This is a genomic window from Aeromonas sp. ASNIH8 (genome assembly GCF_002919855.1).
Lineage (GTDB): Bacteria > Pseudomonadota > Gammaproteobacteria > Enterobacterales > Aeromonadaceae > Aeromonas > Aeromonas caviae.
Map to the genome: position 1 here is coordinate 1 of NZ_PQLN01000094.1, position 16,967 is coordinate 16,967.

General features: G+C 63.1%; 12 protein-coding genes. 7 read left to right on the forward strand and 5 right to left on the reverse strand.

Annotated features, from left to right (window positions below; genetic code table 11):
• Positions 1 to 480 precede the first annotated feature (480 nt).
• From C3418_RS19065 to C3418_RS19080, 4 genes are all read left to right on the forward strand, one after another.
• Positions 481 to 738 (forward strand): HPr family phosphocarrier protein, encoded by a 258-nt coding sequence (locus tag C3418_RS19065; RefSeq protein WP_005303128.1) that lies wholly within the window; start codon positions 481 to 483, stop codon positions 736 to 738.
• 44 nt (positions 739 to 782) lie between these two features.
• On the forward strand, positions 783 to 2,510 hold the full coding sequence (ptsI, locus tag C3418_RS19070) for a phosphoenolpyruvate-protein phosphotransferase PtsI (RefSeq protein WP_103859081.1): 1,728 nt from the start codon (positions 783 to 785) through the stop codon (positions 2,508 to 2,510).
• A 43-nt stretch (positions 2,511 to 2,553) separates the two neighbouring features.
• Positions 2,554 to 3,063 (forward strand): PTS glucose transporter subunit IIA, encoded by a 510-nt coding sequence (crr, locus tag C3418_RS19075; protein WP_010673569.1) that lies wholly within the window; start codon positions 2,554 to 2,556, stop codon positions 3,061 to 3,063.
• Positions 3,064 to 3,317: 254 nt separating this feature from the next.
• Complete coding sequence (locus C3418_RS19080; RefSeq protein ID WP_053288243.1) at positions 3,318 to 3,863, forward strand: cytochrome b; 546 nt, start codon at positions 3,318 to 3,320, stop codon at positions 3,861 to 3,863.
• A 299-nt stretch (positions 3,864 to 4,162) separates the two neighbouring features.
• Here the strand turns inward: C3418_RS19080 and C3418_RS19085 are convergent, their stop codons facing one another.
• The 3 genes from C3418_RS19085 to C3418_RS19095 form a co-directional block, all read right to left on the reverse strand.
• A complete protein-coding gene (locus tag C3418_RS19085; protein WP_103859082.1) occupies positions 4,163 to 7,918 on the reverse strand; it encodes an AAA family ATPase in 3,756 nt (1,251 codons plus the stop codon).
• A complete protein-coding gene (locus C3418_RS19090) occupies positions 7,915 to 9,141 on the reverse strand; it encodes an exonuclease SbcCD subunit D C-terminal domain-containing protein (RefSeq protein WP_103859083.1) in 1,227 nt (408 codons plus the stop codon). Before C3418_RS19090 ends, C3418_RS19085 begins: the two co-directional genes overlap by 4 nt.
• Positions 9,142 to 9,250: 109 nt before the next feature.
• The gene (locus tag C3418_RS19095) at positions 9,251 to 9,679 is read right to left on the reverse strand and encodes a GNAT family N-acetyltransferase (protein WP_103859084.1); all 429 of its coding nucleotides are present in this window, start codon (positions 9,677 to 9,679) and stop codon (positions 9,251 to 9,253) included.
• A gap of 179 nt (positions 9,680 to 9,858) precedes the next feature.
• Between C3418_RS19095 and rdgC the strand changes: the two genes are divergently transcribed.
• Positions 9,859 to 10,770, forward strand: coding sequence for a recombination-associated protein RdgC (gene rdgC, locus C3418_RS19100; RefSeq protein ID WP_103859085.1), 912 nt, complete (start codon positions 9,859 to 9,861; stop codon positions 10,768 to 10,770).
• A 168-nt stretch (positions 10,771 to 10,938) separates the two neighbouring features.
• Here the strand turns inward: rdgC and C3418_RS19105 are convergent, their stop codons facing one another.
• Entirely contained in the window at positions 10,939 to 11,556 is a 618-nt protein-coding gene (locus tag C3418_RS19105; RefSeq protein WP_103859086.1) for an arylesterase, read from the reverse strand.
• Positions 11,557 to 11,668: 112 nt separating this feature from the next.
• Between C3418_RS19105 and ggt the strand changes: the two genes are divergently transcribed.
• Both ggt and ybaL read left to right on the forward strand, forming a co-directional pair.
• A complete protein-coding gene (ggt, locus tag C3418_RS19110) occupies positions 11,669 to 13,450 on the forward strand; it encodes a gamma-glutamyltransferase (protein WP_103859087.1) in 1,782 nt (593 codons plus the stop codon).
• 364 nt (positions 13,451 to 13,814) lie between these two features.
• Positions 13,815 to 15,446, forward strand: a complete 1,632-nt coding sequence (ybaL, locus tag C3418_RS19115) for a YbaL family putative K(+) efflux transporter (protein WP_043155825.1) — start codon at positions 13,815 to 13,817, stop codon at positions 15,444 to 15,446.
• Positions 15,447 to 15,544: 98 nt separating this feature from the next.
• On the opposite strand, the gene C3418_RS19120 is transcribed toward ybaL, so the two are convergent.
• The gene (locus C3418_RS19120; RefSeq protein WP_103859088.1) at positions 15,545 to 16,831 is read right to left on the reverse strand and encodes a sigma-54 dependent transcriptional regulator; all 1,287 of its coding nucleotides are present in this window, start codon (positions 16,829 to 16,831) and stop codon (positions 15,545 to 15,547) included.
• Positions 16,832 to 16,967: the final 136 nt, after the last annotated feature.

A 16,967-nucleotide genomic window follows, 5' to 3' on the forward strand; every position in this document is an offset into this window, starting at 1 on the left:
CAGAAGGAGGCAATATCAATATGATGCACGGCGACAGCAGGGTGATGGTGGTGGTGTGTTTGGAGACAGCCAGTTTACCAGCACCCTGTCTGTCAACTTCCACTTCCCCAAGATCCCGCGAAGAACCTTATTTTTTGGGGTAAAATAACAAACTTGGATATGACAAAAAAAGCAGACATTCTGTGATAAATCTCATATCCTGTGCGGCGTCACGAGGTGTTTGCTGGCAAGGTATCACAAGGTAACAAAGTGTTATTTTTCGTTAGAAAATAATTTCAGACCAGGCCTGACGCGGCTTGCAGCCTGATAGCGAAAAAATACCTGGCCACGACGCCGAATACTGCACAGAAAATTGACCTGGATTAAACCATTGCAGGTCTGATTTCGTTACTTTACAACATATCCATACTGACACGGTGAGACAGGAAGCCTCATTGGCGACCATCTCTCCAAACAATATCAATAATATGGGGTGAAACCATGTACGAGAAGTCTGTTGTTATTACTGCTGAAAACGGCCTGCACACCCGTCCTGCAGCTCAGTTCGTGAAAGAAGCCAAAGAATTCCAAAGCGAGATCACTGTGGTCTCCGGTGGCAAATCCGCCAGCGCCAAGAGCCTGTTCAAGCTCCAGACCCTGGGTCTGACCAAAGGCACCAACGTGACCATCCAGGCTGACGGCCCGGACGCTCAGAAAGCCGTTGAGAAGCTGGTTGCCCTGATGGACGAGCTGGAGTAATCCAGCTTTACTCCTCCCCCACAGTCGTTTTAATAGGAAGGATTATGATATCTGGCATTCTTGCGTCCCCCGGTATCGCATTCGGCAAGGCGCTTCTTCTGAAAGAAGATGAAATCGTTATCAATCAGGGCAAGATTCCCGCCGAACAGATTGATGCCGAGATCAACCGCTTCCTCGAAGCCCGCACCAAATCAGCCGCACAGCTGGAAGCCATCAAAGAGATGGCCGGTCGCACCTTCGGTGAAGAAAAAGAGGCCATCTTCGAAGGCCACATCATGCTGCTCGAAGATGAAGAGCTGGAAGGGGATATCAGATCCTTCATCAAAGAACACAAGGCCTCTGCCGACAGAGCCGTTCACGAGGTGATCGAACAGTACGCCAAGATGATGGCCGATCTGGATGACCCCTATCTGCGTGAGCGCGCCACCGACTTCCGTGACATCGGCACCCGTCTGGTCAAGAACGTACTGGGCATCGCCGTTGTCAACCTGAGCACCATCGACGAAGAGGTCATCCTGGTCGCCAAAGACCTGACCCCGTCTGAAACCGCTCAGATCAACCTGAAATACGTGCTGGGCTTCGTCACCGACATCGGTGGCCGTACCTCCCACACCTCCATCATGGCCCGCTCCCTGGAGCTGCCGGCCGTTGTGGGCACCAACGACATCACCGAGCGCGTCAAGAACGGTGACACGCTGGTGCTGGATGCGATCAACAACCAGGTCATCATCAACCCGACCGCCGACCAGTTGAACGAAGCCAAGAAGTTCCAGGCCCAGTTCCAGGCCGAGAAGGACGAGCTGGCCAAGCTCAAAGACCTGCCTGCCATCACTCTGGATGGCCACCAGGTCGAAGTGTGCGCCAACATCGGGACCGTCAAGGATACCGAAGGCGCCATCCGCAACGGCGCCGAAGGCGTGGGTCTGTACCGTACCGAGTTCCTGTTCATGGACCGTGACGCGCTGCCGACCGAAGACGAGCAGTTCAAGGCTTACAAAGAAGTGGCCGAAGCCATGCCGGATCAACCGATCATCGTCCGTACCATGGACATCGGCGGCGACAAAGAACTGCCCTACATGAATTTCCCGAAAGAGATGAACCCCTTCCTGGGCTGGCGTGCCGTGCGTATCTTCTTCGATCGCACCGACATTATGCACGCCCAGCTGCGGGCCATCCTGCGTGCGTCTGCCTTCGGCAAACTGCGCATCATGTTCCCGATGATCATCTCCGTCGAAGAGTTCCGCAGCCTGAAGGCTACCGTGGAGACGCTGAAAGCCGAACTGCGTGCCGAAGGCAAAGCCTTTGATGAATCCATCGAAGTCGGTATCATGATCGAGACCCCGGCCGCGGCCGTGATGGCTCATCATCTGGCCAAGGAAGTGGATTTCTTCAGTATCGGTACCAACGACCTGACCCAGTACACCCTGGCTGTCGACCGTGGTAACGAGATGATTTCCGCCATGTACAACCCGCTGTCACCCTCCGTCCTGACCCTGATCAAGATGGTGATCGACGCTTCCCATGACAATGGCAAGTGGACCGGTATGTGCGGTGAACTGGCTGGTGACGAACGCGCCACCCTGCTGCTGCTGGGTATGGGTCTGGATGAGTTCTCCATGAGCGCCATCTCTGTACCGCGTATCAAGAAGCTTATCCGCAACACCAACTTCGAAGATGTGAAGGCCATGGCCGACCAGGCGCTGAGCTTTGCCACCGCCGCCGAAATCGAAGCGTGCGTAGATAACTTTATTAAGCAGAAGGCAGTCTGCTAAGATCGGCTGCAAACAGCGACAATCATCTCTAGGAGCTTTTACTATGGGTCTGTTCGACAAACTGAAGAAACTGGTTTCCGACGACAGTTCTGACACTGGCGGCATCGAAATCTTTGCTCCGCTGTCCGGCGAAATCGTCCCCATCGAAGATGTGCCTGACGTCGTCTTCGCCGAGAAGATCGTCGGCGACGGCATCGCCATCAAACCGGCCGGCAACAAGATGGTTGCTCCGTGCGACGGCACCATCGGCAAAATCTTCGAGACCAACCACGCGTTCTCTCTGGAGTCCGACTCTGGTATCGAGCTGTTCGTTCACTTCGGTATCGACACCGTCGAGCTGAAGGGTGAAGGTTTCACCCGTATCGCTCAGGAAGGTCAACAGGTCAAGCGCGGTGACACCATCATCGAGTTCGATCTGGCCGTTCTGGAAGCCAAAGCCAAGTCTACCCTGACGCCTGTGGTCATCTCCAACATGGACGAGATCAAAGAGCTGGTGAAGATGACTGGCGCCGTGACCGTGGGCGAAACCCCGGTGATCCGCATCAAGAAATAATGCGCCCTGGCCTGACGCCAGCGACCGCCAAAAACCGAAGCCTGGTGCTTCGGTTTTTTTTTGCCCCTTCCATCCCCCGATACTCCATGGGCTCCCGCACAGGTCAGCATGACGGCAAACAGGCAGAAATGTTATCGAGATCAACACGGGCATAAGCAAGCCGAGTACCCTCAAGAGGGATACCTGCGGGTCCTTTGGCTCGATATGAGACGGGATGAAAAGAGATAAGCCGCTTAAGTGGCGAGGAGACAACGATGCTGAGAAATTCCGAACAACGTTATGGCAGCCTGAGCATAGGGCTGCACTGGTTGACCTTGCTGCTGATGATCGCCGTCTATGCGCTGATGGAGTTCAGGGACATCTTCCCCAAAGGGTCGGCCGGACGCGACCTGATGAAGGAGTTTCACTTTATGGTGGGTCTGCTGATCCTGGCGCTGGTGGTCGTGCGCCTGCTGGTGCGCGTGGGTAGCCCTTCACCGCGTATCGTGCCCGAGCTCTCCCCCCTGATGCTCACGCTGGCCAAGCTCGCCCATCTGGCGCTCTATGGCTTCCTGATCCTCACCCCGCTGCTGGGCTGGCTGCTGTTGAGCGCAGGGGGCAAGCCCATTCCCTTCTTCGGCCTGGCGCTCCCCGCCCTCATCGCCCCCGATGACGGCCTGAAGGGCACCATCAAGGAGTTGCACGAGACGCTGGCCAACATTGGCTATGCTCTGATTGCCCTGCACGCAGCGGCAGCCATCTACCACCACCATGTGCTCAAGGACAACACCCTGACCAATATGCTGCCCGAGCGCAAATAACCAGCAACGGGTTGCACACCAACAAAAAGGCCCCTGTGACAGGCAATGCTGTTCAGATAAGCACTTTTTTGACTGATTATTCATAAATTGGATTTGAGTTGAGGGGGCAAGGCTGTGTCCAGTCGATCTTCCTCCAGCCTTTATCCAGCGGGGCTTGCAATAGAAAGAGGGAGGCATCATGCCTCCCTCGATTTTTTGTCCTGATACTACGTGGACTGGAACTCAAATTCTCTTAAGTGAACAGCATTGCCCTGTGACAGGGGCCTTTTTGTTCATGGAGGGCCATGGGCGACACGTCGTCAGCCGGGCAATACCACCCGGCTTTCGCCGCCACCGAGGGCCTCCACCCGCACCTGCACGCCGATCCGCTCCACCAGGGTCTGCACGTGGGAGATGACCCCGATCTGACGACCGGCCGCCTGCAGGGAATCAAGGCTGGCGAGCGCCAGATCCAGGCTGTCGGGATCGAGCGTGCCGAAGCCCTCGTCGATAAACAGCGATTCGACCTGGGTCTGGCGCGACGACAGGCTGGATAGGGCCAGCGCCAGCGCCAACGACACCAGGAAGCTCTCGCCGCCGGAGAGGGAATCCACCGAGCGCACCTCGTCCCCCATGTCGAGATCCACCACCTGCAGCGCCAGATCGGTGCCGGGCACTCGCTCCAGCCGATAGCGGGGGGAGAGCTCGGCGAGCTGGGCGTTGGCCTCCAGCAGCAGCCGCTCCAGGGTGAGGCTCTGGGCGAAGGTGCGCAGCTTGGCGCCGCTGGCCGAACCGATAAGGTCACAGAGCCGCTGCCAGTGATCCGCCACCGCCTGCTGGGCGGCCAGCTCCTCCTGCAAGGTACCCGCTTTGAGGGCCGCCGCCTCGGCCTGGGCCAGCGTGCTCTTGCACTGGAACAGCTGCTCGTCGAGAGCGCGGCAGTGCGCCTCCAGCGCCGTCAGCCGGCTGTCGAGCTCCGGCGGCGCCAACGCGGCCAGCTCGGGGTGATGCTCGCGGTAACGATCCCGCTTGCTCTCCTCCAGTGCCAGCGCCCGCTGCCGCTCGGTCAAACGGGTACGCGCCTCGGCGCGGGCATCCTCCAGCGCCTGCAAGGCGGCGCGGCGCGACTTAAGCTCATCCGGGCTCATGGCCAGCAGGCGGCGCAGGTCGTATTCGGCGATGCCGAGGCTGCTGGCGTGGGCAGCCCAGCGCCCCAGCGCCTCCCGCCGCCGCCGGCTGCTCACCTGCTTCTCCTGCTCCAGATGGCTGAGACGGGTCTTGAGCTCTGTCTGGCGCTCGCGAAGGGTGCGGGCCGCCCCCTGCATCGTCTCCAGCTCGCTGGCCAGTTGCTGCAGCCGCTGCTGCCAGCGGCTCTCGACCAGGGCAATCTCCTCGCCCCCCAGACAGGTGGCACGACTGGTAACCAGCCCCTGCCGTTGCTGTTCATGTTCCTTGTAGTCGCGCTCGAGCTTGTGCAGCAGCTCACGCTGGGTCTGCAAGCGCGCCTCCTGAGCACTCAGGGCCGGGGTGAGGCTGGCAATCTCGCCGGTCAGCCGCTCCCACTCGCTCTGGCCGTGCAGCCAGGCCTCGCAGGCCCGCTGCCACTCGCGCCACTGCTGGCTGCCCAGCCACTGACGCCAGGGCTGGCCTCCCATCTGCTCGTCGAGCCGGCTGCCCCCCTGCTCAAGGCGCTGGCGCAGGGTCGCTTCCTGCTCGCCCATCCCCTTCACCTCCCCTTCCAGGGCGATGCGCTGGCGGTCGGCCTCCTGCCACTGCTGCTCGAACTGCTGGTACTGGCTGGCCAGCTGGCTCAGCTGCTGGCGCACGGCCTGCAACTGCTGCTGCCCCTGCTGGGCCTCGCGCAGTTGCTGCTGGCTGCGGGCCAGCCCCTGCTCCAGACTCTGGCCGCGGCCGAGCAGGGTACTCATCAACTCGTTCCACTCGATCGGGCTCTGACGTAGCGGCAACGGATGGCCCAGCAGCTCGGCACCGCCGAGCTGCTGCCAGCGCTGGGTCAGCTGCTCGGCGCGCGTCTCCAGCTCAGGCAGATGTTGCTGGCGCACCGCCAGCTGGCGGGCCAGCTCCTGGCGTTCGCTCTCGCACTGAATGTATTGGTGATTGAGCCGATCCCACTCAAGCTCCAGGCTGCGGACGCGCTCCGCCAGTTGCCCCAGAATGCCCGCCACCTGTGGCTGGCTCTGGTGATAGGGGTGTTCCTCGGCGCCGCAGAGCGGGCAAGGTTCACCATCGCGCAGGATGTGGCGATGCTGCTCGAAACTGGCGATGGCACGGGACTGCTCCAGCGCGTGGCGTGCCTCGTCCCGCTGCAGGGCGAGCCGCTCACGAGCCGGCGCCAGCTCGTCGCCGAGGATGGCCAGCTTGCCGAGCGCCTGCTCCAGCTGGGCGATCTCCTGCTGCAGGCGACCATGCTGCTCGCCGTGATTGCGGCCATAGTCGGCCAGCTCCAGCAGCTGGCGCAGTTGGCCCAACTGTTCGGTCTGCTGCTGCCACTGCTCCTGCGCCTTGGCCAGGCGCCCCTCCCACTGCTGCTCCTGCAGCTCGTGCTGCTGTTGCTGCAGCCGCTCCTGCTCGCGTTGCCAGTAGTCGCGCTCCTGCTGCCCCTGCTCCAGCTGGTGCTGCAACTGCCTGAGGACACGCAGCTTGTGCTCGCGCAGGGTGAGCAGCTGCTGCAGCCTGTCGGCATCTTCGGCCCAATCCTGCATGGCGGTGAGCAGGGGCTGCCATTGGCGGGCCACCGGCGCCAGCTCCTTGTGCTCCTCAAGCCAGGCGCCCCACTGCTGGTGCTGGGCCTTGAGCTGCTCCACCTGCTGGCGCTGCTGGTGCCAGCCCTGCTCCAGGGTGAGCTGCACCTCCCGCTCCTGCGCCCCCTCCTGCTGGATCTTCTGCAGTTGCTGCTGCTTTTCCCGAATGCGGGTGTCGAGCTCCTGCGCCCGTTTGAGTTCAGGCTGCAGGGCGCCCCACTCGCGCTCGGCGGCTATCTTCTCCGCCAGCAACTGCTGTTCGGTGAGGGCGCTCTGCTGGGTCTGCTCCTCCAACTTGCCAAGTTCGGGGCCAAGCTCGGCCAGCGCCTTCTCCTGCTGCTGCACCTCCAGGGTGAGGCGGGCCAGCTCGTCGTGATCGGCGCGGGCCACCTGGGCCTGCTCGGCACGGGCGAACTCCTCACGCTCGGGGGCGGCCGCACCGTGGGCCGCCTCGGCCGCGGCAAGGGCCGCCTCTCCCTCCTGACAGGCCTGCAACTGGGCGGCGATGCGGCCGTTGAGATCGCGCAAATCCTGCATCAGCTGCTGTTGCTGCTGCTCGTGCTTGAGATTGGTGGCGAGGCTGACCTGCTGGCTCACCCACTGCTCGCGGGTCGCCTCGTCCATCAGAGCCACGTCACCGAGCCGCTGGCTGATGGCAGCCAGTTTCTGCTGCTCCTCCCGCGCCCGTTCATGGGTTTGAATCGAAATGGCGGAGTAGAGCTCGGTGCCGGTCATCCGTTCGAGCAGGGCCGAACGCTCGTCGGCGCTCGATTTGAGGAAGGCGGCAAACTCCCCCTGAGGCAGGATGACGGCGCGGCGAAACTGCTCCCAGGAGAGCCCCACCAGCTCGTCGATGCGATCCTGCAGCTCCCGCTTGCTGCCACTGAATACCTGGCCCGACACCACGTCGGTCAGGCTGCGTTCCTGGGCCTGAAAGCGCCCCTCGGCGCGGTTGCGGGCCCGGCGCACCGCCCAGCGGGCCAGCCAGATGCGGCCGTCACAGCCGCGAAACTGCACCTCGGCAAAACCGCTAGCATGGCCGCGGCTGAGGATGCCGCGCACGTCGTTGGCCTTGAGCTTCTCCTCGTCATCCATGCGGCCCACTTCGGCGACATTCTTGCGATTGGCGATAAAGCGCGGCATCTCGTCGTAGAGCGCCAGACAGATGGCATCGAGCAGGGTGCTCTTGCCAGCGCCAGTATTGCCGGTGATGGCAAACAGGCCGGCAGCCCCCAGGGCGCCACCGGCAAAATCGATGGTGAATTGACCGGTCAGGCTGGCCAGATTCTCCCCTGACAGCGACAAGATTTTCATTGGCTGGACTCCTTCACCTGCTCCAGGATCTCTTCAAACGACGCCACCAACTCGGCCTCCGGCTCCCCGTCGAACTGACGCTGATAGCAGAGGCGAAACACCTCGGTGGGGGAGAGTTCATCGAGCCGGCGCTGGCCGGCACCGTCCGCCAGCCCCTGGCCCGAGCCCTGATAACTGGTCGTGATGCGGGCAAGACGCACCGGCTTGTCGCCGATGGCGGCCAGCACGCGCTCGCGGATGCGGGCCTCGGGTTTGGGCAGCAGCAGCCGCACCTCGAGGAAGGGCTGCGCCTGCTGCGGGCAAGCGGGCAGCGCCAGCGCCTCGATGGCCTGGAGCGCCTCGTCAAGGCCGCTCTGGGGCAGCCGGATCATCTCCACCGCCCGGGGCACCGGGATCCGCTCAAGCTGGGCCAGCTTGCCCCCCTCAAACGTCACCTCCAGCACCTGATGGTTGTAGTTCGCCTCGGCCAGCGAGAGCGGCAGCGGCGAGCCGCTATAGTGCACCCCCTCGGCCGGGCTCTGGGCCAGGTGCAGGTGACCCAGCGCCGTGTAGTCGGCGGCGGCAAACAGCTCGGCAGGCAGGGCATGCTGGTTGCCGCCAAGCACCCGCCGCTCAGAGAGCTCGGAGAGCTGGCCCGCCGCCAGATAGGCGTGGCCCATGGCGATGAGGGCCTGGTCCGGATGGCAGCGCGCCCGCCCCTCGCTCAGCACCGCCTCATAGACCTGGCGTACCCCTTCGATGAGTCTGTCCTGCCCCTCCCTGAGCCCTTCTGGGCGCAGATCGCTGCTGCGCAGAAACGGCACGGCGGCGCACCAGGCGGCCACCTCGCCGTTCTTGCCTCGCAGCGGCACCAGCAGGCGCTCGGTCTCGAGGCGTCCCTCGTCGTCCCGGCTGATGCTGCCCACCAGATGCAGGTCGAAGGCGCGCAGCAGCTCGTGGGGGGCATCCAGCTTGGAGGGGGAGTCGTGGTTGCCGCCGATGAGCACCATCTCCAGTGCCGGGTGCTCGGCCCGCAGCCGTGCCAGGAAGCGGTAGAGCTGCTGCCAGGCACTGGCGGGAGGGTTGGCGGTGTCGAACAGATCGCCCGCCACCAGCAGGGTATCGATGTCGCGGGTCTTGATGGTGTCGGCCAGCCAGTCGAGGAAGGCGTCGTGTTCGAAGCGGCGGTCGTGGCCGTGAAGCTGATGACCGAGGTGCCAGTCGGCGGTGTGCAGGATCTTCATGGAAAACGGCTCTATAAGGAGAAGAGAGCGGGGCGAGGGCGCCCCGGGATGGAGACAAGATGAGGATGGTGCCCCCCGTTTTCAACCGGGGCAGCCCCAGACGTCAGATTCAGACGGCTTGGTAATGCATCTGGTACTGAAGATGGCCGGTGAGGGGATCGGGCACCTCCCCCCCGATTTCAAAGCCGTGGCGGCGGTAGAAACGCACCGCTGGCTCGTTCTCCACGAAGACCCGGGTATGCAGCTCGGCACATCTGGATCTGGCCTCCTGCAACAGGGCGTGCCCCACCCCCCGCCCCTGCCTATCGGGGCGCACGAAGAGTGCAGCCAGGTAATCCTCCACCAGCGCCATGAAGCCGAGCAGATCCCCTCGCTCCTCGAACACCCAGATGCGGGCGTGATCGAGGTAGCGGGTACGCAGCTCCTCCTGAGCCTGCCACCAGCAGGAGGCATCGACGAAATCGTGGGCCTGCAGGGAGGCCAGGAGCCAGATTTCGACGATCTCTTCCATGTCTTCCGGCCGACTCTGTCTCAACATGGTCGCCTCCTTGTCAGCAATGTGAACACTCGCAGTCTAGGGGAGTTGGGCCCGCTCACGGGGGTTCAAGGTGGGGCCCTGTGAGATCGATCGCCCTTTATTTAGCGAGAATGATTGGCTGATCACAAAGCGCCTCTCTAGTACAATGCCCACCGGACAATCTAGAGACCGAGGACGCCATGTGGTTTAAAAACCTGCAGATTTACCGCTTTACCCGCCCCTTCGACCTGACCGTTGAGCAGCTGGAAACCCAGCAGGAAGCCTGCGCCTTCACCCCATGCGGCAGCCAGGACATCTCCCGGTTCGGGTGGGTCAAGCCCCTTGGCAAATTCGGCTCCACCCTGACCCACGCCGCCTCTGGCCACATCCTGCTGTGCGCTCGCAAGGAAGAGAAGATGCTGCCCGGCACCGTGGTCAAGGAGATGCTGGCGGAGAAGGTAGAAGCGATCGAGTTCGAGCAGGGCCGTGCCCTCAAGAAGAAAGAGAAGGAGGCGCTGAAAGAGGAGATCATGCACACCCTGCTGCCCCGCGCCTTCAGCCGCACCAGCCAGACCTTCGCCTGGATAAACCCTGCCGACAACCTGATGGTGGTAGATGCAGGCTCCGCCAAGAAGGCGGACGATCTGCTGGCGCTCTTGCGCAAATCCATCGGCTCCCTGCCGGTGGTGCCGGTGGCCCTCAAGAACCCGCCCGAGATCACCATGACCGAGTGGCTCAACGAGGGCAACCTACCCGCCGCCTTCACCCTGGAGGACGAAGCCGAGCTGCGCAGCGCCATGGAGCACGGCGGCATCATCCGCTGCAAGCAGCAGGATCTGATGAGCGAGGAGATCAAGAATCACCTGGCCAACGACAAGCTGGTGACCAAGCTGGCCCTCAACTGGGGCGAAACCCTGAGCTTCGTGCTGGGGGATGATCTCTCCATCAAGCGCCTCAAGTTCAGCGAAGAGCTGCGCGAGCAGAACGACGACGTCACCAGTGAAGATCCCGCCGCCCGCCTGGACGCCGACTTCGCCCTGGTCACCGCCGAGCTCTCCCAGTTCATCCCGGCCCTGTTGGCTGCCCTGGGCGGTGAAGAGCAGTCCATCTAAGCAAATTGGCTCAGCCTGATTGCAAAAAACCGCCTTCACGGCGGTTTTTTCATCTCCATCGGCATCATCGCCACGGGCTGGCCCCCTCCGGGGTAGCGCCGCCGCGCAATCTCCTGACCCCATAGGTTGCAGCAGCATGGCGCACTGCCCCGGCAGCATGACACCTCGCTAGAGTGCCCCCCTTTCCTGCAACAGTCGATGAAGTCGCTGCGCCAGGGTGCGGTAACCCTCGGCATTGAAATGCACCGTATCGGACTTCAGGGCCGGGTCTCGCAGCAACTCGCCGATGCTGTCGTTGTCCAGCACCAGCCCGTACTGCTCTGCCAGCTCCTCGTAGAGGGGAGCGCCATCGGCAAACAGGGATTTTCGGGGCACCCCGACAAGCAGGATCTGGGCCCCGCTCCCCTGCACCGCCTCTATCATGGCGGCGAGATTGGCCTTGAGGGCAGCCTCCCCGCTGCCACGCAGGATGTCGTTGCCCCCCTCCAGCAGGATGACCAGAGCGGGTCTGTGCCGGGCCAGCAACCCGGGCAGGCGGGCCCTGCCGGCCTGGCTCAGCTCTCCGGACACCCCGCCATTGACCACGGGATGGCCGCTCAGGGTCGCCAGCACGCTGGGGTAGCTTTGGGACGGGCTCACCCCGCGCCCCTCGGTCAGACTGTCCCCGAAGGCGAGCAGGGTCTCCCCCTGGGCCAGCGGTCTGAAAGTCGGCTCCCCGCAGGCCGCCAGCAACAGGCAGAGTAGCCCCGCCATGCAAGGTTTCGCCAGCGTCCCCCGGTGTGTCATGAGCGCCTCCTTGATAGTTTTGTAACCATATGAGTATTAAGACAAACTTTTAATCAAGCTCCAAGTGTGACACATTTCGGCAGGTGAACAAGAAACCGACAAGGAGCCTGTCATGTCCCTCAAACCCCTCGGCCTGCTGGTCGCCCTCGGCCTGCTTGGCGGCTGCGCCTCCCAGGATGGCTTTCACTATGTCCCTCCTCCCCAGACCCTGATCGCCCCGGAGGCGGCCAGCGGCTGGATTGACAAACCGGGCTGGCAGGGCCGTGACTTCATGGTGGCGGCGGCCAACCCGCTGGCGGTGGACGCGGGCTACCAGATCATCAAGGCGGGGGGCAGCGCCGTCGATGCAGCCATCGCCGTCCAGCTGGTGCTGACTCTGGTGGAGCCCCAATCCTCGGGTATCGGCGGCGGCTCCCTCATGCTGGTGTGGGATGGCAAGCAGGTGGCGGCGGTGGATGGCCGGGAGACAGCCCCCGCCGCTGCCACCGATCAGCTCTTCATGAAGGAGGGCAAACCCATGGCCTTCTATGAGGGGGTGGTGGGCGGGCGCTCCGTCGGCGCCCCCGGCACGGTGCGTGCCCTGGCCCTGGCCCACGAGCGCTATGGCAAGCTGCCCTGGGCCACGCTGTTCGAACCCGCCATCACCCTCGCGGAGCAAGGGTTCGTGATAAGCCCCCGCCTCGCCACCCTGCTGGCAAAAGATCCCTATCTGGCCGGGGATCCGGACGCCCGTGCCTACTTCTATCAGGCGGACGGCACTCCCAAGACGGCCGGTACCCGGCTCACCAACCCGGCCCTGGCCAGGGTGCTGCGTACCCTGGCAAGCGACGGCCCCGACGCCTTCTATCGCGGCCCGCTGGCCGAGGCCATGGTGGCCAAAGTGCACGCCCACCCGACCAACCCCGGGGTGCTGAGCGCCGCCGATCTCGCCAGCTACCGGGCCAAGCTGCGGGACGGGCTCTGCTTTGACTATCGCCAGAGCGAGATCTGCGGCTTCCCGACCCCCTCCTCCGGCACCATCGCCCTTGGCCAGATTTTCGGCATGCTGGAGAGCCGGGACATGGCCGCCCTCAAACCGGTACAGGGGGAGCAGGGTCAACTGGCCGCCTCCAGCGAGGCCATTCACCTCTACAGCGAGGCGGCACGCCTCGCCTTCGCCGATCGCAACCAGTATGTGGCCGACGGCGACGTCGTCGACGTGCCGGTGACAGGTCTGCTGGACAAGGGCTATCTGGCGCAGCGGGGGCACCTTATCGGCAACCGCTCCATGGGCGTCGCCCAGCCCGGCAACCCGCCCCGGGCGCTGGCCAGGGGCCGGGACGCCACCCCGGAGCTGCCCTCCACCAGCCACATCTCCATCGTGGACAAGAGCGGCATGGCGGTGGCCATGACCAGCTCCATCGAGGATGGCTTCGGCTCGCGGCTGATGGTCAACGGCTACCTGCTGAACAACCAGCTCACCGACTTCTCCTTCACCTCGGTGGACGCCGCCGGCCTGCCGGTGGCAAACCGGGTGGAGCCCGGCAAGCGCCCCCGCTCTTCCATGTCGCCCCTGCTGGTGTTTGACAAGGCAAGCGGCGAGCTCGAGATGAGTCTGGGCTCCCCGGGAGGCTCGGCCATCATCAACTACGTGGGCAAGGCGCTGCTCGGCACCCAGGATTGGGGGCTCGACCTGCAGCAGGCCATCAACCTGCCCAATTTCGGCAGTCGCAACGGCCCCACCGAGCTGGAGCAGGGGCGCACGCCCGACGCCGTGGTACAGGGGCTCAAAGCCAGAGGGCATGAGGTCCTGCTTAACGAGCAGACCTCCGGGCTGCAGGGCGTCCAGCGCCATGCCGACGGCTGGCTGGGGGTCGCAGACCCCAGACGTGAGGGGGTCGCCAGGGGAGAGTGATGCCCCTTCAGCACCCTCGTTCATCATGGAGGAGGCCCGCCTCCTCCATGCCGTGTGCTCATAGCTGCCTCCCAATATCATCATCGATTGATTATTCCTGCCAATTTTTCTTTAACTGCACACTCATTTCACCCAATTGCAATGCATTAAAGATGCTTTTCATCAAAATCAACGAAAAAACTGGAACAGTGTTGCTCATGGCATATAAATGCATTACTTTTCAATAGAAACGGCATCTGTTGCCCTCAAGATTCCCCCTTGATACGGCCAACTTCTGTCTCTTTCGCCCCCTGCTCATTGACAGCTGCCCTCTTCGCCTTCGGGTGATCTGGTAGCCCCTGACTGCCATTAGCGAGGTGACGACATGGACCACTCACTCCCCCTTATCACCACCCTGGTAGGCGGCCTCGTGCTGGCCTACCTCTTCGGCATGCTGGCAAGCCGCCTGCGCATCTCCCCCATGGTGGGCTACCTCGCGGCCGGCGTGGTATGCGGCCCCTTTACGCCGGGCTATGTCGCCGATCTGCGGCTCGCCCCCGAGCTGGCCGAAATCGGCGTCATCCTGCTGATGTTTGGTGTCGGCCTGCACTTTTCCGTAAAAGACCTGCTGTCGGTGAAACACATCGCCATCCCGGGAGCCATCGTCCAGATAACCCTTGCGACCCTGCTCGGCCTTGGCCTCTCCCAACTGCTCGACTGGACCGTGACCGCCGGCCTGGTGTTTGGCCTGGCCCTCTCCACCGCCAGTACCGTGGTGCTGCTGCGCGCCCTGGAGAGTCGCGGCCAGCTCGACACCAACGAGGGACGCATCGCCATCGGCTGGCTCATCGTGGAGGATCTGGTGATGGTGCTGGCCCTGGTACTGCTCCCCATCCTCGCCAACCTGCAGCAGGGGGGCGAGGCACTGACCCCGGCCCAGGTGATGGCGGATATCGGCCTGACCCTGGCCAAGGTGGCTGCCTTCATCGCCCTGATGGTCATCGGCGGGCGACGCCTCATCCCCTGGCTGCTGGCCCGCACCGCCGCCACCGGCTCCCGCGAGCTGTTCACCCTGGCCGTCCTCTCCTGTTCCCTTGGCATCGCTTTTGGCGCCGTCAAGCTGTTTGGCGTCTCCTTTGCCCTCGGCGCCTTCTTCGCCGGCGTCGTGATGAACAGCTCCCATCTGAGCCACAAGGCGGCCAACGACACCCTGCCCCTGCAGGACGCCTTCGCCGTGCTCTTCTTCGTCTCCGTGGGCATGCTGTTCGACCCCGTCATCCTGCTGCGCGAGCCCCTGGCCGTGCTGGCCACCCTGTTCGTCATCGTGATCGGCAAATCCGTGGCCGCCTTCGCCATCGTGCGGCTCTTTGGCCACAGCCAGCGCACGGCGCTGACCATCTCCGCCAGCCTGGCACAGGTGGGGGAGTTCTCCTTCATCCTGATGGGTCTCGGAGTCATGCTCGAGCTGGTCCCCGGAGTCGCCCGTGATCTGGTGCTGGTCGGCGCCTGTTTCTCCATCGTGCTCAATCCGCTGGTCTTCAACCAGGTGGAGCGCTGGCTGAGGCGCCATCCCGAGCCACGCACCGATGGGTCACCTCACCTCTGCCCCTTGCAGGGCCATGTGGTGGTAGTGGGCGCCGACGAGATAGGCCAGCACCTCATCCGGCAGTTGCATGAACAAGGCAGGGAGATGGTGGTGATCGACACCGACGAGCGACTGCTGGCCCCCTGGCGCGCCATGGGAATCACCTGTCTGGCGGGCCATCCCATCCAGCAGGATCTGCTGACGGCGGCGCTGCCCAACGCCAGCTGGCTGCTGATCACCCTGGATGACAGCCTGCTGGCCGGTGAGATAGCCATCAGGGCGCAGGAATACGGCGCCCTGATGCGTATCGCCGCCTGTGCCCACCAGCACGAGGAGGTGCATCATCTGCGCGTGCGCGGCGTGCATCAGGTGGTCAAGAGCGAGGAGGAGGCTGCGCGGCGACTCTGTCACCTCGCCATGGAGATGGCCTGAAGCTCATCGGAAGTCACGAGTCCCGGCGACGGGACCAGACAAGAAGCCCGGGCCTGCTGCCCGGGCTTTTTGCATGACGGGGCGATACGGCCGTCCCCTCACAGCAGATCGTGCTTGTCCAGCAGGCGATAGAGGGTGGCCCGGGAGATGTCGAGCGTGCGGGCCACCTCCTCGAGCTGATCGGGGAAGCGGGCCAGCGTCCGTTGCAAGGCCTGACGCTCCGCCGCTTCGCGCACCGCCTTGAGCGAGCCGTCGAGCAGCAGGCTGTCCATGTTGGTCAGCTCCATGTCATCGGCTTCGATGAAGGGGCCGCTGCACATGACCACCGCCCGCTGAACCCGGTTGCGCAGCTCCCTCACATTCCCCGGCCAGCCATAGGACTGCATGGCCTGGCGCGCCTTGCGGGTGAAGCTGAGCACCCGCCCGCCCCGCACTTCCGCCAGAATGTCATCGGCAAGGAGCTGGATGTCTTCCGCCCGCTCACACAAGGCCGGGGTGCGCAGGCGCACCACGTTGAGCCGGTAGTAGAGATCCATGCGAAAGCCGCCGCTGGCCACCGCCTGCTCCACATCGATATTGGTGGCCGCGATGATACGCACATCCACACGACGCGTCAGGTGGCTGCCCACCGCCTCTATGCACTGCTCCTGCAAGAAGCGCAGCAGGGTTGCCTGATCCTCCAGTGGCAACTCCCCTATCTCGTCGAGAAACAGGGTGCCGCCATCGGCGGCCTCTATTTTGCCTATCTTGTGGTGCTGTGCCCCGGTGAAGGCCCCCTTGACGTGGCCGAACAGCTCGGACTGGATGAGCTGATGGGGCATGGCCCCGCAATTGACCGCCACGAAAGGGCTCTCCTCCCCGAACGTGCTGTAGTGCAGCTCCCGGGCCACCAGCTCCTTGCCCGTGCCGCTCGGTCCCGTCACCAGTACGGGCAGGCGGCAGTGCTGCAACCGCACGATCTGGTCGCGCAACTGGCGGATGGGGGCGCTCTCCCCCTGGATGAAACGAAGCTGGGGTTGCAGTCGGGGGCGGTGTCGCCGGATGAGGCGCGCCATCCCCAGGGCATGTCCCAGGCTGTGGGAGAGCCTGTCTCTGTCCAGGGGAAAGGTGTGAAAATCATGAAAACAGGCTGCCAGCAAATTGCGAAGGGCTTCGCTGGCGAGACAGTCCCGCTGGATGAGGCCGATCCACAAGGCGCCGGAGTGCTGCGCAATCAGGTTGTAGAGGGCTTCGTGCTGCTGATGCTCGATCACCACCAGCACCAGGGGATAGTCCTTTTCCTGCAGTTTTTTCTCTGCCACCACCAGGGAGCTTGCCTGCTCCACCTGCCACTCGCCTTGTTCCAGCAGGCTTTCCAGTACGGCACATGAATTGATGAGCAACAATGCCGTTTCTCATGTACAGGATCTTTAGCTACAACCAATTGAAATAGATAGAAAAAAGGCTTCGTTTGTGATCTGATTTAATCGCAAAAAAAAACCGACACGCCCGAAGCCATGACTATTATCAATGCAACCCAGT